Annotated in this window: 18 protein-coding genes; 13 read left to right on the forward strand and 5 right to left on the reverse strand. The window is 39.6% G+C overall.

Translation table 11 applies throughout. The features are described from left to right. Positions 1-56: 56 nt before the first annotated feature. Together ACSHXM_RS03885 and ACSHXM_RS03890 are read right to left on the reverse strand one after the other, a co-directional pair. Positions 57-2,804, reverse strand: a complete 2,748-nt coding sequence (locus ACSHXM_RS03885; protein ID WP_435687415.1) for a WD40/YVTN/BNR-like repeat-containing protein — start codon at positions 2,802-2,804, stop codon at positions 57-59. Between the two features lie 228 nt (positions 2,805-3,032). Beyond that, positions 3,033-4,067 carry an SMP-30/gluconolactonase/LRE family protein gene (locus tag ACSHXM_RS03890; RefSeq protein WP_435687416.1) on the reverse strand — a complete coding sequence of 345 codons (1,035 nt, stop codon included), beginning with the start codon at positions 4,065-4,067 and terminating at the stop codon, positions 3,033-3,035. Between the two features lie 135 nt (positions 4,068-4,202). Here ACSHXM_RS03890 and ACSHXM_RS03895 point away from each other — a divergent pair, with 135 nt between their 5' ends. The 6 genes from ACSHXM_RS03895 to ACSHXM_RS03920 all read left to right on the forward strand — a co-directional run bounded on the left by ACSHXM_RS03895 (position 4,203) and on the right by ACSHXM_RS03920 (position 9,932). Next, complete coding sequence (locus tag ACSHXM_RS03895; protein ID WP_435687417.1) at positions 4,203-5,771, forward strand: MFS transporter; 1,569 nt, start codon at positions 4,203-4,205, stop codon at positions 5,769-5,771. 14 nt (positions 5,772-5,785) lie between these two features. After that, a complete protein-coding gene (locus ACSHXM_RS03900) occupies positions 5,786-6,685 on the forward strand; it encodes a 2-dehydro-3-deoxygalactonokinase (protein ID WP_435687418.1) in 900 nt (299 codons plus the stop codon). Then, positions 6,682-7,329, forward strand: coding sequence for a 2-dehydro-3-deoxy-6-phosphogalactonate aldolase (locus ACSHXM_RS03905; RefSeq protein WP_435687419.1), 648 nt, complete (start codon positions 6,682-6,684; stop codon positions 7,327-7,329). The genes ACSHXM_RS03900 and ACSHXM_RS03905 overlap by 4 nt, the downstream gene beginning before the upstream one ends. Before the next feature lie 112 nt (positions 7,330-7,441). After that, positions 7,442-8,188 (forward strand): FadR/GntR family transcriptional regulator, encoded by a 747-nt coding sequence (locus ACSHXM_RS03910; protein ID WP_435687420.1) that lies wholly within the window; start codon positions 7,442-7,444, stop codon positions 8,186-8,188. 107 nt (positions 8,189-8,295) lie between these two features. Beyond that, positions 8,296-8,748 (forward strand): nuclear transport factor 2 family protein, encoded by a 453-nt coding sequence (locus tag ACSHXM_RS03915; RefSeq protein ID WP_435687421.1) that lies wholly within the window; start codon positions 8,296-8,298, stop codon positions 8,746-8,748. A 359-nt stretch (positions 8,749-9,107) separates the two neighbouring features. Further along, positions 9,108-9,932: a hypothetical protein gene (locus ACSHXM_RS03920; protein WP_435687422.1), complete on the forward strand. Its 825-nt coding sequence runs from the start codon at positions 9,108-9,110 to the stop codon at positions 9,930-9,932. A gap of 43 nt (positions 9,933-9,975) precedes the next feature. Here the strand turns inward: ACSHXM_RS03920 and ACSHXM_RS03925 are convergent, their stop codons facing one another. Further along, the gene (locus ACSHXM_RS03925; RefSeq protein WP_435687423.1) at positions 9,976-10,734 is read right to left on the reverse strand and encodes an IclR family transcriptional regulator; all 759 of its coding nucleotides are present in this window, start codon (positions 10,732-10,734) and stop codon (positions 9,976-9,978) included. 235 nt (positions 10,735-10,969) lie between these two features. Here ACSHXM_RS03925 and ACSHXM_RS03930 point away from each other — a divergent pair, with 235 nt between their 5' ends. Genes ACSHXM_RS03930 through ACSHXM_RS03950 form a run of 5 tightly spaced genes read left to right on the forward strand, consistent with a single transcriptional unit; the run spans position 10,970 to position 16,522 of the window. Then, positions 10,970-11,884 (forward strand): dihydrodipicolinate synthase family protein, encoded by a 915-nt coding sequence (locus ACSHXM_RS03930; RefSeq protein WP_435687424.1) that lies wholly within the window; start codon positions 10,970-10,972, stop codon positions 11,882-11,884. A gap of 54 nt (positions 11,885-11,938) precedes the next feature. Next, positions 11,939-13,606 (forward strand): sodium:solute symporter family protein, encoded by a 1,668-nt coding sequence (locus tag ACSHXM_RS03935; protein ID WP_435687425.1) that lies wholly within the window; start codon positions 11,939-11,941, stop codon positions 13,604-13,606. 4 nt (positions 13,607-13,610) lie between these two features. Continuing rightward, positions 13,611-14,387 carry an SDR family NAD(P)-dependent oxidoreductase gene (locus tag ACSHXM_RS03940; RefSeq protein WP_435687426.1) on the forward strand — a complete coding sequence of 259 codons (777 nt, stop codon included), beginning with the start codon at positions 13,611-13,613 and terminating at the stop codon, positions 14,385-14,387. A 3-nt stretch (positions 14,388-14,390) separates the two neighbouring features. Then, complete coding sequence (locus ACSHXM_RS03945) at positions 14,391-15,578, forward strand: mandelate racemase/muconate lactonizing enzyme family protein (RefSeq protein WP_435687427.1); 1,188 nt, start codon at positions 14,391-14,393, stop codon at positions 15,576-15,578. Positions 15,579-15,592: 14 nt separating this feature from the next. Next, positions 15,593-16,522 (forward strand): glycoside hydrolase family 16 protein, encoded by a 930-nt coding sequence (locus ACSHXM_RS03950; RefSeq protein ID WP_435687428.1) that lies wholly within the window; start codon positions 15,593-15,595, stop codon positions 16,520-16,522. A 107-nt stretch (positions 16,523-16,629) separates the two neighbouring features. Here the strand turns inward: ACSHXM_RS03950 and ACSHXM_RS03955 are convergent, their stop codons facing one another. Together ACSHXM_RS03955 and ACSHXM_RS03960 are read right to left on the reverse strand one after the other, a co-directional pair. After that, positions 16,630-17,451, reverse strand: a complete 822-nt coding sequence (locus tag ACSHXM_RS03955; protein ID WP_435687429.1) for a hypothetical protein — start codon at positions 17,449-17,451, stop codon at positions 16,630-16,632. Continuing rightward, the gene (locus tag ACSHXM_RS03960; RefSeq protein ID WP_435687430.1) at positions 17,438-18,316 is read right to left on the reverse strand and encodes an SMP-30/gluconolactonase/LRE family protein; all 879 of its coding nucleotides are present in this window, start codon (positions 18,314-18,316) and stop codon (positions 17,438-17,440) included. The genes ACSHXM_RS03955 and ACSHXM_RS03960 overlap by 14 nt, the downstream gene beginning before the upstream one ends. A 307-nt stretch (positions 18,317-18,623) precedes the next feature. Here ACSHXM_RS03960 and ACSHXM_RS03965 point away from each other — a divergent pair, with 307 nt between their 5' ends. Together ACSHXM_RS03965 and ACSHXM_RS03970 are read left to right on the forward strand one after the other, a co-directional pair. Next, the gene (locus ACSHXM_RS03965) at positions 18,624-21,371 is read left to right on the forward strand and encodes a TonB-dependent receptor (RefSeq protein ID WP_435687431.1); all 2,748 of its coding nucleotides are present in this window, start codon (positions 18,624-18,626) and stop codon (positions 21,369-21,371) included. A gap of 208 nt (positions 21,372-21,579) precedes the next feature. Then, a complete protein-coding gene (locus ACSHXM_RS03970) occupies positions 21,580-23,259 on the forward strand; it encodes a sulfatase (protein WP_435687432.1) in 1,680 nt (559 codons plus the stop codon). Positions 23,260-23,273: the final 14 nt, after the last annotated feature.

Below are 23,273 nucleotides of genomic sequence, written 5' to 3' on the forward strand. Positions count from 1 at the left end.
GGCTATTTAAAAATTGCAGTTAGGTACAAGCTGTTTATTGCAAATAACCTAGAGATCTACTTTTGTAAATATCCACCTTGGTAGCCATTTAAGTAGGCCACATGCCAACCGCTTCCCCAACCCGCAGCCCAAATGACGTTAGGGTTGTAGGGATCGGGTTTGGCATCAATAATTTTGTCGTAGTTACCCAGCTGTTTATTAATTTTCTTCCAGCTTTCGCCGCCATCTTGAGACAGATAAATGCCAGGGTTTAAGAATTGTCTGTCCATACGCATTTGGTTGCCAACAGTCAGTACTAACAAATCTGGATTAACCGGTGACGATTCAACTTGTAACACGGTAGGAGCCTTAAATATTTGCTGCCATGTTTTACCATTGTCTAAACTGCGCCAAGCGCCACCATCTTCGTATGCACCTTTATAGAATTCTCCAGCACTGATATAAATGGCTTGGGTGTTTCTATCTATAAATACATTATTGACACTTTTGATGACAGCAGGAATTTCGACTTTTTGCCAGCTTGTGCCTTGGTTTATAGATTTATACAAACCGCCTTGTTTGTCAGTTGCTGCTGCATATAAAGTATTTGAGTCAGCAGGGTCGAAGGCAATAGTTCGCAAACTAGCGTTGGCATGAATACCTGTATTGCTTGGTTGCCAATTAAAGCCACCGTCGGTTGATTTCATCACACCAAAATCACCTTTGGTGGGGTTGCGGCGAGGCGCGCGGTATATCTCAGAAAACGCATCTCTGGTCATAACAAAATACATATTGTCAGGGTTTTGCGGATCGATAATTAACGAGTTTTGCGCCGGCATTAATCCCTTTGGACCTTGCACCACTTGTTTAATGGTTTGGTCTTGGCTTTTGGCAGCATAACCATCAACTTTTTTGATGTCGTTTTCAACAACTGTTGCTATGTTCTGCCATGTTTTACCGCCGTCGGTTGAACGACGTAATTTACCTAAGTGTTTTTGACGCCAAGCTAATATGTATATGATATTTGGATCTTTAGGGTGTACCGCAATAGTGGATATCGACACCATGCCTGTAATGTTGGTTTGGCCTTCTATCTGCTTTAAAGCTACATCTTGCTTGTTTGCTAAATCTGCTGGTACGGTTTCCCATACGCCATGTTCACCACTGGCTAACAAACGTCTTTCAGGAATGCCTGTTTCTAGTAACATAAAACGGCCGGGCAGGTTACTGCCGCCGCGCCCGACCCATACATCACTGCCTTTGGATATTTCATCATCATCGATTTGTTGCCAAGTTTTTCCTTGGTCAGAAGTTCTGTGGGTTTGCTGAGAAATACTCATAAATACTTCGCCAGCGGAGTTGATGGCTAATAACCGGTTACCTTGGTTTTCGGCCGCGTGATCCATCTCGGGTTGAACATGGGCAAAGTCAATATTGGTGTGAGTGGGGTTATTGCGGCTGGCCCAATATTTTTTATCTTTACCACTTAACCAATATTTTCCATGGCGGGCAACGACAATCCAAGTTTGCCCCCCATCAAGGGTGCGCCATACTTCTCCAGGCCCAAAAGTACGATCGTGTTTTTTGTTGTAGGAGATATAAATCTCTTGGCTGTTATTAGGGTTCACCACAATTCGATTGAACACAGGTAATACCGATTTGGGTAATTGTGAATATTGCTTTTTAGCCGCATTGGGGCTGATATCAAACCAATTGGCCAAAGTACGGTAGTAGCGATTAATTTCTTCTGGGTAATGAATTTGAGTTAAGTCTACATGCAGGTTTCCTGTGATGTTCTGCCAGTTTTTGCCACCATCAGTACTGGTATAAATACCGCCAGAAGAGCTGATTGATTTGCCTTCTTGCGTGTAGGTAGTTTGTTCAATTAGATATAAAGTGTATTGACCAGACTTCTCGTCGTAATGATAAGTTAAATCTCGAGGGATATTGTGGGGTAATCCATTGGCACCAAATGTCCAATTTAAACCGCCGTCACTACTATGCATTAAACCACGATTAGTGGCAGCGATGACTTGCTCTGAATTTTTGGGGTGAACTAAAATTCTACCTGTATCTAGATCTTCAGGTAACCCCTTAGAAATTTTTGTCCACGTTTTACCTTTGTCTTGGCTTTTTAACAAATAGCCATAATCTGCATAAGCTAATTTTGTACCTTGAGGTTCACTAATACTACGATGATTTTCTTTAGTGTTCCAAAAGTCTCCTGCACCTATGTACCAAATGTTGTCATTATTGGGATCGACTGACACTTCGGCTAAACGTTTGCCAATTTGTTCGTCATACCAGCCTTTTCTAAAAGCGATTGGATCATATGGGTCAACGCCGACGTCCTTATGGCTACCTGCTAATTCATGTGACTTTGTCCAAGAGCGACCGCGATCAGTGGTTTGATATACCCAACCGTTCCAATCGATTGCCATACCAAAATCAGCGTCTTGCAGAGAAAAGTCTATATCTAATATTCGTTTCATCTCTTGACCAAGTCCGTCTGGATCTTGAATGTTATGCCAAGATTTACCTGCATCCCAACTGCCGTAAGCTACGTGCATATCAGGGCCTAAAAATATTGTTTTAGGATCAGTCGGATGAGTCCATAACTTTTCATTATAACCAGACATGCCCGGCCCAATACTTTGCCATTCAATATTTGGGTCAGAGGCTACTTTTTGTTTTTTTAATGTAGTAAAGAATTGGTCGTTAGATGAGGTATTTGATGTATTGGTACTTTGAGTACATGCAGTTAAAGCACTTGTCAGGATAGAAGCAGACAATAGTAATTTGGCTAAAGGGCGTATGGAAATCATAGGTATTCAATTTAGTAAATGGTTGACAATCAACTTTAATTTACCATTGAATCTGATTTTTTACTATTGAATTTACACTATGTTGACATTGAGACTAGAAACACAGAATAAACCATTTTAAACGAGGCTAAGGAAAGAGGGGAGTGGGTGCTATTTGGCTTTTGCCGCACTACAAGAAGCACAGCAAAAACCAATGGAATTTAGTTGCAAATATGTTTCTAATATTGGCTAAAGGTCTATTACTGACAAAGTATAAGGCTTGCTATGTTTGCTATTTAACATGCCTTTACTGACCATCAAATCAAAGTTAGAAATGATTAATTTGTTTTTATATACAATTAGGTCAGCTGGTTGATCGAGTTGGCCATTACTGCCATTGTTATCTGGGTAATCGGCAATAACGGTTACCTTTTGTTGAGTATCAACTTTTAAAATTTGATTTTGTGAAAAACCTGCTAAATACAAATTACCAGCAGGATCAATCGCCATGCCATCAACCCCAGTTGTATTAGGTACTTGTGCATAAGTTTCTTTGTTTGTAACAAGGCCGTCTTTATTTAAGGTTAAACGGTAAATTGTGCCGTCACCAAAGTCGGTGGTGTACAAACGACCTTGTTGGTCAAACACCAGTCCATCTAATCCAAATTGTCTGACTGGATTTTGTGTTTCAACACTAAAAATAATGTGGGTGTCAGCTAGGGTGTTAGTCATTTTTAGGTTTGAATCTGTGGCCTTAAATCGATACACAGCACTGGTGCTCTTTTTCGATTTTACTTTAGGCATTTTAGGCTGAGTCACATAGATATACCCCTGATGATATCGCAAACCATTAGGATTAAGACCAGACGCAATGACTTGAGTGGATTCGATCTTATTATTATTAAAGGTTAGTCTTAATATTCGGCCATTTTTAGGGCCTCGGCTATCTGCTATGTATAACTCTCCCTCTGGGCCATAGGCCAGTCCCATTGGGTTAGCTTTGTTTTTCTGTTTTAGTTTAGGCACTGTAACCAAGTGGGTCACTAAACCTTCGGCTGATAAACTATATAGTTCACCCTGTAATTTTCGATTGGCGTAATTCGGACAGGTTAAGGTCAAACTGCCGTTGGGCGCAATATCAAATGCATCGGGAGTCGGGCAGTTGTCTGGTAAATTAGCAAACAGTTTAGCTGGAGTGAGCGAGCCGGCCATTATTGAGAAAGGCAACATTAATGCCGCTGTGGTAGCCGATATCAAGGCGAGTTGACGAAATTTTGAAAGCATGGTTTTCCTTTTCTTTAAATGAATAACACCTGTTTTAGTGTAAATAAGGTGTTAAAAAAGACAGATTTAGATTGTTTTTATATCACATTAAACATAGTATGTTTAGTATAATTATATGTATTGAGTGGGTTGATAATGGTAAATAGTCCAGATTCTAATGTAACAAAGTTCGCACTTATCGCTGCTTTTGGTGGTTTTGTATTTGGTTTAGATGCAGCAAATATCTCCGGAGCTATCCGATTTGTGAGTTCTTTATTTGAGCTAGATGCAATACAACAAGGTACGGTAGTAGGTTGTGCATTGTTAGGTGTGATTGTCGCTTTATTTTTTACTGGATCTTTGTGTGAAAAGTTTGGTCGTTCAAAAACGTTACTCGCAATTGGTTTTACCTATTCCTTGTCTTCTCTATTGTCAGCCACGGCCATAAATTATGAAATGTTGGTGGTAGGCCGCTTTATTGGTGGTGTTGCGTTTGCTTCGATAACCGTATCTGCGATGTATATTGGCGAAATAGCCCCAGCGGAGAAGCGTGGTAAGTTTGTCTCTGTTAATCAGTTTATGATTGGTTTAGGTTTGTTATTGGCCTTTGTTATTAACTACTTCTTTATTAAATATATTGATGAGATTAGCTGGTTAAGCAATGACAATATTTGGCGTTACATGCTTGGGGCAGAGCTAATAGCCAATGCCGTTTGGATTGCTTTGTTATTAAAAATCCCTGAATCACCTCGCTGGTTAGTCATGAAAGGGCGTGAAGAAGAAGCGGCCGAAGTGTTTGCTCGTATAGCGCCTAAAGATCAGGTGCAATCTTTGATAGAAAGCGTTAAACAAAGTTTAAGCTCTGAATCGAAACTCGATACTAAAGGTCAACTGAAAGAGTTATTTAGCAAACGTTTACGTTTTGTGCTGTTTGTTGCTGTGGGTTACGCCATAGTGCAAGGCGCTACAGGTATGAATGCTGTGTTGTTCTTTGCCCCCATGGTATTTGAGCAAGTAGGCATGAGTGTCGAAGATACCTTTATGCAAACAATTGCTACAGGCGCTGTGGGGCTTGCTGCAACTTTCATCGCTATTGCCTTTGTCGAAAAACTAGGCCGCCGAGTGTTAACCCTAGCTGGTTTAGTGCTGGTGGTCGTAGCACATAGCTCAACTTGGTACGGATTTAGTCAGGCTAAATATGTGTTTAACGATAAAGCACTAGCCAATATTGAAGTAGAGTTTCAACAACAGGAAATCTCCACTGATAGCCTACAAAGTCTTGTCGGAAAGACTTTTGAAGATGACGTAAGTCTTAAAAAAGAACTATCTAAATTATACAATAAGAAAGAATTACCCATAGTTAGTGGTATAATTATACATAATAGTGTTGTGGGTATTAATGCTCCTTTGGTACTATTCGGCATCTTTGCGTTCTTAGCGGCCTTTAACTTATCAATTGGTCCAATTATGTGGGTGATATTTTCTGAAGTATTTCCCAATTCAGTGCGCAGTGTTGCCTTGCCTTTTGCGGCGTTGGTACAAACTGTTTCGTCATGGTCTATTCAGCAGTTTTTCCCTTGGCAGCTAGACAACATGGGGGTAGCAAATATCTTCTTTATTTACGGCGTAATTGGGTTGATAGGCCTAGTACTGATGTGGTTTACCTTGCCAGAGACAAAAGGTAAGAGCATAGAAGAAATAGAACAAGAGTTAGCACATTCTTAAGGAATAAATTTTACATGAGTGAAGTACAAGTTAGTTATTTAGTGGTTGATTGGGGCAGTACTAATTTCCGAGCATTTGCCATGGATAGTAAAGCTCAGCTAATAGATACTAAAGAAGCCCCTTTAGGTTTGTTGCAAGTGAAAGATGGAAAGTTTGCCGAGACCTTACAAGGTTTACTTGAAGCGTGGTTACCTGCATATCAATCTTTGCCCATTTATATGGCAGGCATGATAGGTTCGTTAAAAGGGTGGGTGAATGTTGATTATGCACCTACGCCTACTGGTACCGGTGACTTAGCCAAGAAAGCTCATCAGTTCGATTTGCCATGGGGACCTAAAGCCACCATTTTGCCAGGTGTTTGTCATAATTATCAAGGTGATAACTATGATGTGATGCGTGGTGAAGAAATACAGTTATTTGGTTTAGCTAAGGTGATCGAAAAAGATTCCTTTGATGCAATCTTACCCGGTACTCACAGTAAACATGCCACTTTCACCGACGGAAAAATCACTGCTTTTGCCAGTTATTTAACCGGTGAGTTTTATTCAATCCTTAGTAAACATTCGTTGTTAGGTAAAGGGTTGCCTGATAACCCACCACAAGATAACGATGCCTTTAAGAAAGGGGTTAGCGAAGGACAAACAGGTGAGTTAACCAATCGTATCTTTTTAGCTTGGAGCCATAGGTTATTCAATAACCTTAACGAAGCGCAGATCCCTGATTACCTATCTGGTTTTTTAATCGGGTATGAATTAAAAGGCTTAAAGAGTAAACACGTATATTTAGTAGGCGGACAAGCGTTAAGCGCTCGTTATCAAATGGCCTGCGAACAACTTAATATTCAAAGTGAAATCGTCAGTGGAAACCAATGTTTCTTGGCTGGCATAACAGATGTAATAGCGGAATTATCATGAACCAGAAGTTTGACTTAGCCGGGCGTTTGCCTTTAATTGCGATTATTCGCGGTGTGACACCTGATGAAGTACTAAATGTAGCTTCAATATTGATTGAAGAAGGCTTTTCTTTAATTGAAGTACCACTGAATAGTCCAGATGCTCTAACGAGCATTAAAAAGCTAGTGGATACGTATGGTCAAGATAATCTAATTGGGGCTGGAACAGTTACCACTGTTGAGCAGGCTGAACAGGTCATAACAACTGGCGCAAACTTGGTTGTAACACCTAATTGTAATACTGAAGTGATCAAAATGGCTGTGGCAGCAGGATGTGCCACTTTCCCAGGAATTGTCACACCTACTGAGGCCTTTGCAGCATTGGCCGCTGGAGCTACTGGCATTAAGTTATTTCCAGTATCTATGCTTGGACTCGACGGTTATAAAGCTCTCAATTCCGTTTTACCCAAAGGTACTTTGTGTTATCCAGTAGGTGGCATCGAACCAACAATCGAGAGCATGCGCGATTATGTGAAAATTGGCGCTGCTGGATTTGGTTTAGGGTCTGCCTTGTATAAACCAGGATTGAGTGATGAACAAATACGTAAAAATGCAAAAGATTACGTGAGTTCTTACCACGCTTGTTTGGATGAAAACGCTAAATAACTTAAACCAGGATAAATATTAGTGAGTTAAATACCGATTACACTGGTAAATTGTTAAATATATAAACATAATACGTTTATAAAGCAGTTCTAATCAAAAAAAGAAAAATATTATGAGTGAGTTAGTCTATTACGATCTAAAACGTGCAGCTAAGATGACACCGAGTTTATCTATTCAGGTAGCACGTGAATTAGGCCGGCGCATTGTTGCGGGAACATTTGAACCTAATAGTTTAATTGAAGACGAAAATGCTTTGGCGGATCGTTATCAAGTTAGCCGAGTGGTAGTGCGCGACGCGGTTAAGATATTAGTCGGTAAAGGGCTGTTAGATGTTCGTCGTGGCATAGGCACTAAAGTTCGTCCTCGTAATGAATGGATTTTGCTAGATGACGACGTATTGGCTTGGCACATAACCGCTACGCCTAAACTCGAATTTATTAGTCAGTTGATGGATGTTCGTTTAGCCTTTGAGCCCAAAGCAGCACGTTGGGCAGCAGAACGCGCTACAGATGAAGACATCAAAGAAATTGATGACGCTTGTATTCGTATGGAGCAAGAAACCGGATCATTAGAAAAGTTTGTTGTAGCGGACGCTTTATTTCATAAAGCTGTACTAAGAGCGGCTCATAATGAGTTTTTAAATGCGATGGAAGGGGTGATTTACTCCGCATTATTAGTTAGTGTGCGGATCACCAATAAAGATCCTCGTAAAAACAGTGATTCAGTGGCGTATCACCGCGAGGTATACGATGCGATTGCAGCAAAGGACGCTGATTTAGCTGAGAAATTGACAGAGAAATTATTAAACGATGCATTACGCCGTTTGAAAGAGTCTTATGGTGATGAATTTAAAGGTTAAATTCTACATTCCGTTCTAAAATATCTTGACGATTTTTAAAGGTCGATTGCTAACTAGTGATCGACCTTTTTATTTTAAAAAATTAAATATTATCGAGGATGTGAAATATGAAGACGTTACTTTTTAGCCTAGTTAGCATACTTTTGAGTGTGCAAATTGTTCATGCACAAGTTGCCAAAGATCAACAAACTCTAACCTTGCTTTCGAAAGCAAAGTGGCAGTGGATGGCAGACAAGAACGTAGACAAATTGGATCGCTTATTTCATAAAGAGTCTAAATTTGTACATATGAGTGGCACTTGGAAAAAAGCCAGAGAATTAGAAATAATTGAATCAGGAAGTATTTGGTACAAACAAGCCGATGTTCATGATGTGGCAGTAGAAATGATTAATGATACTGCTATTTTATGGAATCGAATTACCTTAAAGGCTGTCGTAAGAGGCAATGAAGTGTCAAATGAATTTACAGTGACCGAAGTGTATGTCAAAAATAAAGGTGACTGGCAGTTACTCAATCTCACTTTTAGTAAAGTACGAGATACCCATAAAATAGCACACTAATATTTGACCCGTTTTCTCTACTGAGTGAGTTTAAAAGTAAAGGGCGACTCATAGCCATGCTGCAACTTTTATGGAAGCATATATTTTTCTGTTTCACAGGTTTTGTGAAGTTATGTGTAGGTATGCTAAAAAGAATAATCCCAGCCAATTCTAGAATAGGCAATTATCCTCACTAGTTAACTAACTCGGGTTTATTAATATTCTGTTTTAAATTCTGCTACTCTTGTATTACCAGATAATTACCTCAATAGCTGATGGCAAAAGTACTCAAATTAATATTCTTCAGTGCACTTTTTTTAAGCATAAACTCGAGTTATGCAGAACCACAGATTATTAAATATCATCAACATTCGCGAGATGTGAATAATCCAGTACGCCAGTATTATGCAAAACTATTGATGCAGGCGTTGTTAGAAACTAAGGATGAATATGGTGATTTTGAGCTTAGTCCACGCATGTTTGTATCCTCACAAAAACGCTCCTTACAAATATTAGAAGACACTGACTTTATTGACGTACACTGGACTATGACGTCTGCTGAACGGGAAAAAAAATTGAGAGCGGTTTATATCCCCTTACTTAAAGGATTAATGGGATATAGAGTGTTATTGATTAAGCAAGAAAGTATAAATAAAGCGAAAAAAATCACTGATATTTCAGGACTTAAAAACTTCTCTTTAGGGCAAGGTATTGGTTGGCCTGATTCTGATATTTTATTAGCAAACAATTTGAACGTTACCTTAGGAAATTCAAATAGTTTGCATGAAATGTTAGTTAAAAAACGGTTTGAAGGATTTCCTCGAGCGGTCACCGAAGCGTGGAGAGAATTAGACTATGATCCAAATTTGACCGTTGAATGTTGTTTGTTGTTGCAATACATAGCACCTGTCTATTTTTTTGTTAAAAAGGACAATCAAGTTCTGGCTGAACGTTTGACTAAAGGTTTACAAATAATCATTGAAAAAGGAAAGTTTGACGAATTGTTTTTTAAATACCGTGCTCCAAAGGCGATGTTTGATTTAGTTAAATTTGAGAAAAGAAAAAGGATTTACCTACAAAACCCTGCACTAACAGAAAAAACCAAAGCTTTGTTAAAACATACCCATTTATGGTTTTTTCCCGAAGATACAAAAAAGTTAAGCCAACTCGAGTTTAATAATAAGCAAGAGGTTATTAACAAGTAGAAGCAGCTGTAGAATCTACATAAAGGCTTCAATTCGAGGTTATTTATTTTGATTGTTTAAGAGTTTTTTCAATAGTTTGTTTGGCGTTTTTTAGTTCTTTAGCAATTTCTTGGGTATCACTTTCAGAAATCCATCCAGAAATTGCGATAGCTGAATTGATCGGATTACCAATTGCCACCGCAACGGTGTGGGATGGTCTATTTTCGATTTGAGGTGTGTCTGAGCTCACTTCGACCCTTGCGTACCCTTGTTGGCGAATATTTTCTAAAGCATTTAACAAAGGCGTTATGCCTTCTGGGTAACCTGGAATGGTTTTGTCTTGATAGATGTGTCTTACGGTCTGTTCATCTAATTGAGAAAGCAGCACCATGCCAATGCCGCTATTTGTGGCAGCTCGTAGACCAATTCGACCAATTGCTTCGCTGGAAGACATGCCCGGTTTAGCATGATATAAAAACGATACTGAATCATTCCATAATACACCTAAGGCCACGGTTCGCCCAAAAAACGAAAGTTTTTCTAAGGTGGGCATGGCACTGCGTAAAAGACCGGACGCATATAAGCTTTGTGATGCCAATACATGCATGCCGGGCCCAGGCTGATATTTTCGGCCAACGGTTTGTTGAGTAATACCAATTGAGGCCAATGTTTTTAACAAACGGTTGGCTCTAGTCGTTTCTAACCCTAATTGCTCTGCTAGTTCTTTTCCACCTACTGGTATTGAAGATACAGCTAACGCTTGTAAGACAGCAATGCCATCTACAATGCTTTGGTTGGTCTGTGAGCCGGGCTTTGTAATCATAATGTTTAAATTTCTTGAAGTATCATTGTTAAGTTTTGACATGGTAAGCGAACAAAATATAAATTTCTATAATAGTTGAATAGATAAGTGGATAAATTAGCGATTTTTGTTTTTTAAGTGAGTTAAATCAAGGTTTAAGCCGGTAAACTAAATATTTACATATATCTATAATTGCTATTATTGATATTTGATGTTGTAATGATGTCATCAACAAATTGAATAGCAATTTATAAGCATGTCTGTAAGTAATCATCTAAGTGGGACTTTTCCCGTAATACCTACACCTTTTTCAGCCGAAGGTGATATCGACCTAAAAAGTTTTCAATCTGCCATAAACTATATATTGGAATGTGGTGTAGATGGTGTGGTGTTTCCTGGCTTAGCCAGTGAATACAGTTATTTAACTAGAGAAGAAAGATTAGAAACTACTAAGCTTGTGGGTGAGTTAACCCAAGGTAAAGTTCCTTTTGTAGTAGGAGCCAGCGCCAGTACACCCGAACAAGTTATCGAATATTCGGTGTATGGTGCACAAGCTGGGGCGGTATGTGCCATGGTGATGGCCCCCAACAAATTTGCTGGCGATGAACAAGCCATGGTGACTTTTTATAAAGAACTGGCTGAAAAAGCAAACATTCCCATTATGTTGCAAAACGCTCCTGCTCCTATGGGCGCAGGTTTGGCTATTGAAACCGTAATCAATATTCTTAAACAAGTACCCGAAATACGTTATGTAAAAGAAGAAACCATGCCTTGTGGTCAACGTATGGAACAATTACTTGCTTCGGCACCTGACAGTTTAATTGGCGTATTTGGTGGTGCTGGTGGGCGTTACATAATTGATGAATTAGACCGAAATGCTCTGGGGACAGTTCCTGCCTGTGAATTAACAGAGGTACACAAACTTTTAGTAGATGCCCACAAACAAGGTCAATTTGAAAAAGCGCTAGATTTGTATTGCCAGATGATGCCTATTTTAAATATGCAGGCCATTTATCGTTGTAGTTTAACTAAACAGATCCTACTTGAAAGAGGCATTATTGAATGTGCTCAGGTGCGAGATCCTGGCCCCCAACTAGATGCTAAAAATATTCAAGAATTGAAAAAGTTGTATGCCAAATTAGATGGCTTAATGCCAGCCCTAAAAGCTTAAAAGTACAGGTGTAATAAATGTACAACTTGTCACTAGTAAACGAGGAATATAATCGTGAGTCATTTTGATATCGCCATTGCTTTAGCTTTTTCGGCACTGGTTTTTATTTTAGGTTTATCATTTTCTCGGAGTGGCAATAATGTGAAGTCATTTTTTGCCGCCGGGGGAGCTGTGCCTTGGTGGATTAGTGGTTTATCTTTGTTTATGAGCTTTTTCTCTGTGGGAACCTTTGTGATATGGGGAGCGATAGCTTACAACAATGGTTTGGTTGCAGTGACTATTCAAACCACTATGAGCATAGCGGGTTTTATTGTTGGGTTTTATATTGCGCCAAAATGGAACCGAACTAAAGCACTCACTGCTGCCGAATTCATTACTCAAAGGTTAGGGGCTGGAATACAAAAATTTTACACCTTAATTTTCTTGTTTATTTCTATTTTTGGTAGTGGAGCCTTTTTGTACCCTGTGGGTAAAATGTTAGAGGTCACCGCTGGTGTGCCTTTGTCTACAGCGATTATCATTCTAGGCAGTTTAATAATTTTGTATACAGCTGTAGGCGGCTTATGGGCAGTGCTAGTGACAGATGTATTGCAATTTGTGGTACTTGTTGCCGCAGTGCTGATTGTGGTGCCACTCGCCTTTGAACAGGTTAATGGTATTAGTGGGTTTATTGCTCAATCCCCCGAAGGATTTTTTTCCTTAACCAATGCCGAATATGATCCCTGGTTTATGTTTGCTTTTGGCTTTTACAATATGGTGTTTATTGGTGGAAGTTGGGCATATGTACAAAGATATACCAGTGTAGCGAGTCCAAAAGATGCTAAGAAAGTTGGCTTTTTATTTGGTGGATTATATTTATTAGCACCTATGATATGGATGTTACCCCCTATGATTTATCGCATCATGCAGCCTAATTTATCTAGTTCAGAAGCAGAAGGTGCTTACTTGATGATAAGCCAACAAGTGGTGCCTGATGGTGTGATGGGCTTGATTTTAGGAGCCATGGTATTTGCCACTGCAAGTTCGGTAAATACCACCTTAAATATTGCTTCTGGGGTGTTCACCAATGATATTTATCGAATATTTCGAACTAAAGCTTCGGTTAAAGAAACCATGAGAGTCGCGCGTTTTTCTACTCTAGTATTTGGTTTGATAGCGACGGGAGTAGCACTTATGGTACAAAACATGGGAGGCATAGTTGAAGTGGTGTTTAGTTTAGCCGCTATCACAGGTGCTGCGTTGTTTTTACCGCCTATATGGTCTCTATTTTCAAAAGCGCAAACCGGAACCAGTGTAGTGGTCACCACTCTTGTTAGTTTGTTAGTTAATGGCTTTTTTAAGTTTGTCTCGCCGGTCCTGTTCGATTTTAAATTGGAACGTTCACCAGAAATGTTAGTGGGTGTTTTGGTTCCACTGATATTACTTAGTTTGTTTGAACTACATTTCCGATTAGCTAAAAGCCACAATCAACAATATATTGATTACATGAACAACAGAATCGACAACTCTACATTTGAAAGCCAAGATCATAACGATGATCAACAAAACTTATATGGCAGAAAAATTATCGCCATTGGTATTGGTATGATCGGTTTATTTGTATTGGGATTAGGTTGGATGGCTGATTATGCTCAAGGTGTGTTAGCTATGGTAGGTATGGCAATTTTGGTTTTGGCTTTGTTTGTTAAGCCAAAAGCCGATCTAGCTAAAGTTGAAGGGTAATCTTATGTCTTATCAAACACAGTTGTTCGATTTAACCGCAAAACGCATAGTGGTGACAGGTGCCAATAGAGTCACAGGCATAGGTGCGGCCATTGCCCAAGGTTTGGTTAATCATGGTGCTGAGGTGGTTATTCACGGCCGTGAAAATACCACCGAATCTCAACAAGTCTTAACTAGCCTTAAGAAGGTTAACCCTAAGTGTGAATTGATTATACAAGACCTTGCCGAACAAGGTGCTGGCAAAAGTCTTATCGAAAAAATAGAACAACAAGGACCTATTGATGTCTTGGTAACTAATCATTCATTGCAGGTATTAGGGCCGTTTGCCCAGCTCAGTCAAGACCAAATTAACCAGCAAATGCAGCTGAATTTTACGGTGAATGTTGAAATGTTACAAAGTCTACTGCCTTTAATGGCTAAGCGTAACGGCGGCAGAATTATCAATGTGGGCAGCGTGAATCAAGATTCACCCAAAGCAATAGTGTCTGTGTACGCAGCAATGAAAGCTGCACAACATAATTTGCTCAAAGGATTAGCTCAAGAATATGCTGCACACGGTATATTGATGAATAGCATTGCACCAGGATTAGTCGATACCTACCCAGAAAATCGTGCTGGCGATGAACAAGCTTGCCAAGAGTGGGATGAATATGCCAAACAACTTAATTGGTTAGGCAGAGCAGGAAACCCAGAAGAAATCGCAGGGGCTGCTGTGTTTTTGGCCTCGTCAGCTAGTTCTTTTATGACAGGGGAAACCCTTAATTTAACCGGTGGATTTTAATCTATGCCTGATTTAGTTAAATCGATTCAAGCCTTTGTGGTGACCATTCCACGAGAAGACACACTTTATGGTGGACTAAAAGCGCGACCCGGAGAAGAAGTTAACAACAAAGGTTATTTTGTCAGAGCAGAAAACCGTACTGTTTATCCGAGTAGTGACCGTTCTATTGTGATTAAAATGACTACACAAAGCGGTCTAGTAGGCTGGGGAGAAACCTACGGTATTGTTGCGCCCGGAGCAACCATAGCTCTAATTGAAGAGTTATTAGGTGACTTTGTGATTGGCAGAGATCCCATGGATCGTGAAGCTATTCATGACGACTTGTACGATATGCAACGTGTACGTGGGTACAACGGCGGATATTATTTAGATGCCTTGGCTGGGCTCGATATCGCTCTTTGGGATTTGGCCGCTAAACAAAGTAACTGTTCTGTTGCTCAGTTAATAGGTGGTGTTAGGCGTACAAAAATTCCGGCTTATATTTCAGGTTTACCTAAAGCGACGTTAGCCGAAAGAGCACAATATGCCAAAGAATGGCAAGGCAAAGGGTTTAACTGTTTTAAATTTGCCTCTCCGTTTGCGACAGAGGGCGTAGTGCAAGAAGTACAATCCTTACGTGACGCCTTAGGTGAAGACGCTAAAATTGCATGCGATTTGTTATGGGCTTATAAAGCTCACGATTCAATATCTCTGATCCAAAAAATGGCTAAACACGATTTATGGTTTGCCGAAGCACCTGTACCCAGCGAAGACATTGAAGGTTTAGCTAAAGTGGCAGACAAAGTCGACACGGCTATTGCTGTAGGGGAAGAGTGGCGGACCGCTTATGACGCAATAGCCCGTATTAGCCGAAATGCTTGCAGTATAGTGCAACCAGAAATGGGCCATAAAGGCATCACTGAGTTTATGCGAATTGCCCGATATGCTGAAGCTCACCACTTAGAAGTGATCCCTCATGCCACTATAGGTACAGGCATCTTTATGGCGGCAAGTTTGCAGGCTAGTGCTGCGATTGCTGCGTGTAGCTATCACGAATTTCAACATCAAGTCTTTTTGAAAAACCTTCGTTATGTGAAAACAGATATGGCCTGTGAAAACGGCTTTTATTCGTTGCCCTCAGGGCCTGGACTAGGTGTGGAGTTAGACGAGCAGGCAATTTCGCCATATGTTTCAAAAGTAATTTCAATTTAAATTAGGTAAAAATAATGTTTATAAGCAAAACAATAAAAACCTCAAGTGCTCTGCTTTTTTTATTACCATTTTGTGCCTTGGGAACTGGCCAAGGTGTGGATCCAGCGAGTGATCCTAAACAGCAACCCTATTCAGGAACCGATGTAAGTGGTTACAAACTCACTTGGTCTGACGAATTTTCAGGTGACAAGGTTGACGAAAAACGTTGGCACTACCGATTAGACTGCAAACATTGGAGCCAACAAAAAGCTGAAAATAATGTAGTAGTGGGCGGTGTTTATCGTATTTTGTTACGAAAAGAAACATTACCTTGCCCGACTAATCACTGGTTACAACCCGGCCAAAAAGAAGGTGATGAGCCTGCTCGAGAAGTGCAATACACAGGCGGCGGCATTATCTCTAACGACTTCTTACAGTACGGCTATTATGAAACACGGATGAAAGTACCTTCAGGTGCTGGTTGGCATAGTTCTTTTTGGATGATGGTTGATTTAACAAAAGATAAAGATCCTAGTGATTTAGAATTTAATCCTTTAGATAATCCCGAGCTAAAAAGTCATCTAGAACTTGACCCATTTGAAAATGATTCCATCGATTTACATCATTACCAAACCGATGCTCATCAATGGAAACCTAAACCTGGTACAGAAGATCCCGGCCGCACTCAAAATAAAGTGGGCACTAAACAAATTTATTTTAAAGACGGCACCTCTTTAGATCAATTTCATGTGATTGGGTTTGAGTTTACCGAAATGAAAGTAAGATATTTCTTTGATGGTAAATTGGTAAGCGAAGCTGATTTTGCTGCAGACAAATATAAACACAATGCGGTAAATGTTTGGTTCACAGCCATTGCCAGCTATCTGCGTAAAACTAAAGCCGTGGATGATTCAAAGCTACCCGATGAAGTACAAGTGGACTACGTGAGGTTTTTTGAAAAGTAAATAAACATATTCGTATTAATCTCGAATGACTAAACTAAAGGCAATAACATAATGTTATTGCCTTTTTTATTACCTTGAGCAATGTAATGTTGTTGATAAATGAATCACTAATTATCCAATTTGATTTCGACCTTCAATTCAAGTGATTGATTTGGCTCAAGGGCAGTGAAGCCATTTTCCGGGTTTTCTATGTGCGATAAATTCAATTCTTGAGTAATAGGTTCTAGGCATATCGTGTCAGCGTTAGCCATTCTATATACACCTAAAAAGAGTCGACTATTGGAGTTGGCACTGAGATTCATATTCCGTTCCGGGGAGGTGATGGCAATATGTCCGTCCCAATCTCGTACCGTATAACATTCATCATTAATATTGCCATGGACAATATTCAACCTAGCCTTTGGACTATTGTTGACCTGTATTTGCATGTTTTTAGTCAGCTTAAAGTAAGGGTGTAAACCTAGGCTTGCCGGTGCAACATTGTTGGCCATATTGATATATAGTAGTGTAATGCTAATTGAGTCGGCATTTAATTCTATCTGCTGAGTCAGTTTATATGGCCAAGGCCAATCTTTATGAACTGGGAAGGATAGAATAATAGAATTGGGGCTTTGTTCAATTAGGTCACAACAACTTTGCCAAGCGTAACCATGCACCGCGGGTTTGTCTTTTAATAAATTACTGGCTTGTTGAAAGTGTTGACCTTGCCAGTCAAACCCTTGTTCTGGTAACCAGCTACAAAAAGGCGCCATCACAAAACAGGCTCCTTTCCTTGGATCTGTCGCCCCTAGGTTGGACTGCATAATAGGCTGACTGTTGTAATACACTCCAACAATAGCGCCACCTAATTCAGGGTTTACAAATGCTTCAAGGGCACCTTGCTTAAGGTGAATTAAGTTATCTGTAGTTGCATAGTTACTTGTGGCCAAACAAACTACTCGTTAAACCGTGAGTGTTAGTTTGATAACTTAACAAACTACCAGAATAAGGATATTGTTTTTTATTTTCTGGGCTTATTCCATAATTAGCGGTAGTGATAAATAGGGTATCTAAGTCCTTGCCGCCAAAGGTAACACTGGTAGGTCTTGCTACTGGTACTTTAAGTGATTCGACTAACTTTCCTGCTGGATTAAATTGTTTTATTGCCCAACCATCCCACATGGCTACCCAAACATGACCTTGTTCATCAACTGTCATGCCATCGGGTTTTCCTTCTGATTCTACAAAAGTGGTAAAAACTTGTTTGTTAGATAATGCTCCACTGCTTAAATCAAAGTCGTATTGGTAAATAGTCCGTGAAACCGTTTCTACTAAGTAAAGTTTATCTTGCTCAGGCGACCATGCTAAGCCGTTGCTAACAGCAAACCCTTGGTCTTTGTTATGCATTTGAAGAAACGGGTCTAAACAATACAAATTCCCACTGGCTTCACTTAGGGTCTTATTCATGGAGCCTAGCCATAAGCGTCCAACGCCATCTACTTTGGCATCATTAAACCTGTGTTGCTCATCTAATGCCTGACATTCAAAAATGGCTTGAGTACGACCACTGTGAAAATCAAATTGCACAATGTCGTGTTCAGTCACTAAATATAGTCTGTGATCTTGCCCTTCAAAAATAGCTGAAAACGCAAAAGAAAGCTGTTTACTGGAATGTTCTGTGTGGCCATAACTATTAAGTGGCATGTAACGATGCACGGTCTTTAAACCTACATCTACCCAATACAAACACTGTTCTCGAACTGACCAAACAGGGCTTTCACCTACACTGTTTTCAATATTTAAGACTTGGTTCATTATTTAATATTAATAATAGCAATTTGTGGTTAATATATTAACAGCTTACTTATCTTCTTCCAAATAGGTATTTATTGTTACATTATTTTCTAAACGTTAATTTATATTCGTAAGTTATTGTATTTGTTTTTATTTGTTTAATATTTTTCATGTTTATCAATGCTTTTAAAAATTTAAATTTACACTTAAGTAACAATAAATTAAAAAAACACTTTCTTTTCTCTTTGTTAAATTGCTATTGTAGCATTTTGCTATTATGGCAATTTGAGAATGTACACATCACATAAATATAATAAAGGGGCATAAATTGATTCCAAATACCAAAAATCAACACGGAACTTTTTCATTGACATCTATTGCTATGGGCGTTGTTTTAGCTATAGGGACGACGACATTATCCGCACAAGAAAATGATAAAGAATTAGAAGTAATTGAAGTTAAAGGTTTTGTTCAAGGGTTAGAACAAGCTAGAGCGATTAAGCGCGAGAATACACAATTCGTAGACGCGGTTATGGCTGAAGACATTGGTAAATTACCAGATGTAAATGTGGCAGAGTCTTTACAGCGTGTGTCAGGTGTACAACTTGATCGCGGTATTGGTGAAGGTACGTCTGTCAGTATTCGTGGATTTAGAAATAACGTGATCCTAGTGAATGGCCGTGAAATTATTGATGGTGGCGGCCGTGGTTCAAATGGGCCGGATACACTAAATACATCAACTTACAGTCTATTGGCTTTGTTACCTTCAGAAATGATTTCCCGCTTAGAAGTGACTAAACAAGCTGGTTCTGAGGAAATAGAAGGCTCGATCGGTGGTGTGATAAACATAGTGACCCGTAAACCTTTAGCAAATAAAGGCTTGCAGGCGTCGGGTGGTGCTTCAATCACTTATGGTGACTTGGCAGATAAAGCCAATTATAAAGGCTCATTCTTAGTCTCGAATACCTTTGCTAACGACACTGTTGGTTTAATGTTGGGTGCAAATTTTGATACGCGAGAAGTAAGAGAGGATGGTTTTAACACTTTCTCTGGATATAGCCGACTAACTCAAGGTGGGCCTTTTAACTTTTTAGACATTGATGCTGGTAATGCGGCTACCGATCCGAGCGGCAATTTATTGAACCCTGATCCAAATGGCGATGGGGTGAATGGTTTGATCCATCAAGAGCCACGTGTTTGGCAAATTAACGATGAACGAGACAGAACGGGTTTTAATTTTGTTGCACAATGGCAAGCTACACCGGATTTAGAGTTCAGCTACGATTTGTTATCAAGTAAGTTGGAATCAGACCGTCAACGCCGTTGGATAGGTACCTTTATTCCATATGCTCGATTAAAAAATGCAGTATTAAATGAGAATGAAGTCTTGGTTAGTGGCACCTCAGTTCGAGAAGCACAAACTAATGTAGAGTTTAACGGCTCTTCGTCTGAAGTAACATCTCAAGCTTTAGCGATGGATTGGACGGTATCAGGCTCATTGTCAGTGACTGCCGAGTTAGCTTTTACCGATGCTGAAACCAGCCTTCATCAAACTTTCGCTCGATTATTAGGTAACCAAAAAACTGATATCGATTTTGACTTTGGTCCTGAAGTGCCGGTTATTAGTTTCGATGCGTCTGCACTCAATGACTTAAGTCAGCTTAATTTGTTCCAGTTTAACGATAACATTACTCTCAGTAATGCTGAGCATACCTCTTTTAGAGTCGATTTTGATCAAGACTTAAACGATACCTTGTCGTTAGAGTATGGTGTCAGGTTATCCAATGTTGATACTGCGTTAACTGAAGTACAAAGAGCAACAGTAAGACCTAGAACACCTGGTGAACAACTAGGACAATTTGTTGAAACTTGGTCTAGTCCTGATTTCTTTTCAGGCGAGTTAGAAGGATTGCCAAGAGACTATTTAGCTTTTTCTCACCAAGCCTACAGTGCAGGCGGTTGTACCGTATTTAAGGACTTTTTCTTAAATCATCCTGATCCTGCCCAAACAGCGGCATTTACCAATGGCTTAAATGGACAAAGTTGTACTAATAGTGATCATTTAGATGCGCCTGCCGAAGTTGAAGAAGAGTTTCAATCAGCATATGCGAAGTTAAATTTTTATGGTGATGTAGGTGACATGGAATATTCAGGAAACTTAGGTTTACGTTATGTAGATCGACAGCTGACTTCTATCGGAACCCAATTAAATGCAGATAAAACTAAAACACGTTTGGTGACTAAGTCTGATAACCAAGAAGTATTGCCTTCTGCCACATTAAAACTAGAAGTGACTGAAGATCTAGTCGCGCGTTTTGGGGCGGCAAAAGTATTGGCTTACCCTAATAATGCTGACCTACGTAACCGTTTATCAATTGCTGGTAACGGAACGGGAACAGCGGGCTCTCCTGACCTTAAACCCTTTAAAGCTGATCAGTTAGATATCTCTCTAGAATACTATTTAGAAGATGCTTTATTGTCTGCCGGTTATTTTACTAAGTCCATTGATTCATTTGTGGTGAGTTCAACAGCATTGTTGCAAATCCCAGGATATGTTCATCCTGATAATGGCTCGGACCAAGCCTTGATTAGACGAAATATTAACGGTGACGGTGGTTCGGTAAATGGGCTAGAGTTAATTTATCAACATACTTATAGTTTTTTGCCTGCTCCGTTTGATGGTTTAGGTACTTCAGCCACATACTCTTATATTGATAGTGAAACGCCATTTATCGATATAGAAGGCAATAATTTACCTTTACCTGGTTTGTCTAAGAATAATATTAACTTGGTCACTTTCTGGGAAAAAGGGCCGTTTGGCTTCCGTATTGCTTACAACTGGCGTGATGAATATTTAGATCGTTTGGGTTTTAGCGGCTCAGGTGTTTTTGCCGATGATTACAAAGACTTATCTATGACTGCTAGATGGGATATAGATGAAAAAATGTCATTAGATTTTCAGGCTACTAACTTGTTAAATTCTCGTCAGCGATTGTTTAACACCTATGAAGAGGCGACACGCAGTATTGTAGAATACGGTTCTTCTTATAGTTTAAGTTTCAGAATGTCTCTGTAGTAGACACTGTTTAAACTAAGTAAAAGCTCTATCCTAGTGATAGAGCTTTTTTTTGAACATTGATTAAAGTTTGGAGGGAACTGGCCTTAACCTAATCCTAAATAAATTATAAATTCAAAATAGTTTAAATTTCTAATATAGCAATTTTGTTCCGTATGTGTTTTAATATTGTTAATTATTTGAGTGTAAGTTGAATTTAGGTGTATTTATGCAAAGAATCATTTTAAGCGTAGCTACGGCTTTGTTGATTTCATGTACTGGTGAAAATAGTAGTCAGGATAAACAGCAATCCGTTGAAAACAATATTCAGTCTAGTAGCTCGGCTAAAAAGCCGCATATTTTGTTTATTTCCATTGACGATTTTCGTCCAGAGTTAGCCAGTTATAATTCGGGCATAGCCGTCACTCCAAATATCGATGAAATTGCCCACAATGGTGTACGTTTTTTGAATGCCCATGCACAACAGGCTATTTGTGGTCCGTCTCGCGCCAGCACTATGACAGGTTTGAGGCCTGATACATTAGGCGTGACACATAACTACGTGAAGTTTCGTCATAAACTCAAAGACGTGAAAACCATACCGCAACACTTTATGGATAATGGTTATGTGGCAACACACGTCGGAAAAATATTTCATCACGGTGATAAAGATGCGGACGTATCTTGGAATTACCCTGCGGCCTACGACAAAATCAGCCATATTAAAAAACCAAGTCGTTATGCGTTGCAATCTAATATGGATTTACAAACCAAACAACGCAAAGAGATGTTTGCTAAATATGGGGAACAAGCCAAATTTGGTTTAGGTAGTGGTCCTGCTTTTGAAAAAGCAGAAGTAGCAGATACAGCCTATGAAGACGGATATAACACTGAATTAGCCATAGCGACTTTGAAAGAATTGTTAGCCAAAAAAGATGATAAGCCAATTTTCTTCGGTTTTGGTATGAACAAGCCACATTTACCTTGGGTTGCTCCGAAAAAATATTGGGATTTGTACGACCCTGCTCAAATCGAATTATCTGCTCAAACTGAAGGGCCAAAAGGTGGTGCCGCTATGGGTTTACATGCCTCTTTTGAAATGCGTACTTTTTCAAATGTACCAAACGCTGGGCCCATTCCAGACGATCTAGCTGTGGAGCTAAAACATTCTTACCTAGCTAGTGTAAGTTATATAGACGCTCAGATAGGCAAGATAATGCAAGCGTTTGAAGAGGCGGGTGTTTTAGACAATACCATAGTCATGTTGTGGAGTGACCATGGGTATCATCTTGGCGAAATGGGCATTTGGGGTAAAGCCAGTAACTACGATATTGCTACACGTGTGCCACTTATTCTATCGACTCCAGACATGACAAAATCCCAAAAAGGCTCAGTGAGTGAAGCGTTAGTGGAGCTAGTGGATATGTATCCTACTTTATCTGAACTTGCCGGGCTTGATGTGCCAAGTCATCTAGAAGGCCTGAGCTTAGTTCCTTTATTAACTCAGCCAGACCTTCCTTGGAAACAAGCAGCCTTTAGTCAATTTCCTTCGCCAGCGCTAAGAGAGTGGGGAGCTTTCCCATTACGTAAAGGTATGCGCGAAACCTATTTTGGTCCCTTAATCGAAAATGTTGAATCAAGAATTCAAAACCAGCAAGGTGACAAATGGGACAGAGAATTATTTGAGCACCATTTAATGGGGTATTCAATGCGAACTCAACAACATAGGTTAGTGGCGTGGAAAGATACTCGGGATGTGACCAAAGTCCCCTTGTTTGTTGAGCTGTTTGATCATCATACGGATCCAAACGAAACAGTGAATATCGCTGCACAACATCCAAAGGTAGTGGCAAACTTACTGCAACAACTTAATGCAGGATGGAATAACAATAAGGTTCAATTGAATTGAGCCTTATTGTAGTT

The organism is Paraglaciecola sp., assembly GCF_051252315.1.
Taxonomy (GTDB): Bacteria; Pseudomonadota; Gammaproteobacteria; order Enterobacterales; family Alteromonadaceae; genus Paraglaciecola.

Bases quoted from the DNA above. Each gene is read 5' to 3' on its own strand.
- ACSHXM_RS03885 (WP_435687415.1), bottom strand. From the start codon at position 2,804: ATGATTTCCATACGCCCTTTAGCCAAATTACTATTGTCTGCTTCTATC.
- ACSHXM_RS03890 (WP_435687416.1), bottom strand. From the start codon at position 4,067: ATGCTTTCAAAATTTCGTCAACTCGCCTTGATATCGGCTACCACAGCG.
- ACSHXM_RS03895 (WP_435687417.1), top strand. From the start codon at position 4,203: ATGGTAAATAGTCCAGATTCTAATGTAACAAAGTTCGCACTTATCGCT.
- ACSHXM_RS03900 (WP_435687418.1), top strand. From the start codon at position 5,786: ATGAGTGAAGTACAAGTTAGTTATTTAGTGGTTGATTGGGGCAGTACT.
- ACSHXM_RS03905 (WP_435687419.1), top strand. From the start codon at position 6,682: ATGAACCAGAAGTTTGACTTAGCCGGGCGTTTGCCTTTAATTGCGATT.
- ACSHXM_RS03910 (WP_435687420.1), top strand. From the start codon at position 7,442: ATGAGTGAGTTAGTCTATTACGATCTAAAACGTGCAGCTAAGATGACA.
- ACSHXM_RS03915 (WP_435687421.1), top strand. From the start codon at position 8,296: ATGAAGACGTTACTTTTTAGCCTAGTTAGCATACTTTTGAGTGTGCAA.
- ACSHXM_RS03925 (WP_435687423.1), bottom strand. From the start codon at position 10,734: ATGATTACAAAGCCCGGCTCACAGACCAACCAAAGCATTGTAGATGGC.
- ACSHXM_RS03930 (WP_435687424.1), top strand. From the start codon at position 10,970: ATGTCTGTAAGTAATCATCTAAGTGGGACTTTTCCCGTAATACCTACA.
- ACSHXM_RS03940 (WP_435687426.1), top strand. From the start codon at position 13,611: ATGTCTTATCAAACACAGTTGTTCGATTTAACCGCAAAACGCATAGTG.
- ACSHXM_RS03945 (WP_435687427.1), top strand. From the start codon at position 14,391: ATGCCTGATTTAGTTAAATCGATTCAAGCCTTTGTGGTGACCATTCCA.
- ACSHXM_RS03950 (WP_435687428.1), top strand. From the start codon at position 15,593: ATGTTTATAAGCAAAACAATAAAAACCTCAAGTGCTCTGCTTTTTTTA.
- ACSHXM_RS03960 (WP_435687430.1), bottom strand. From the start codon at position 18,316: ATGAACCAAGTCTTAAATATTGAAAACAGTGTAGGTGAAAGCCCTGTT.
- ACSHXM_RS03970 (WP_435687432.1), top strand. From the start codon at position 21,580: ATGCAAAGAATCATTTTAAGCGTAGCTACGGCTTTGTTGATTTCATGT.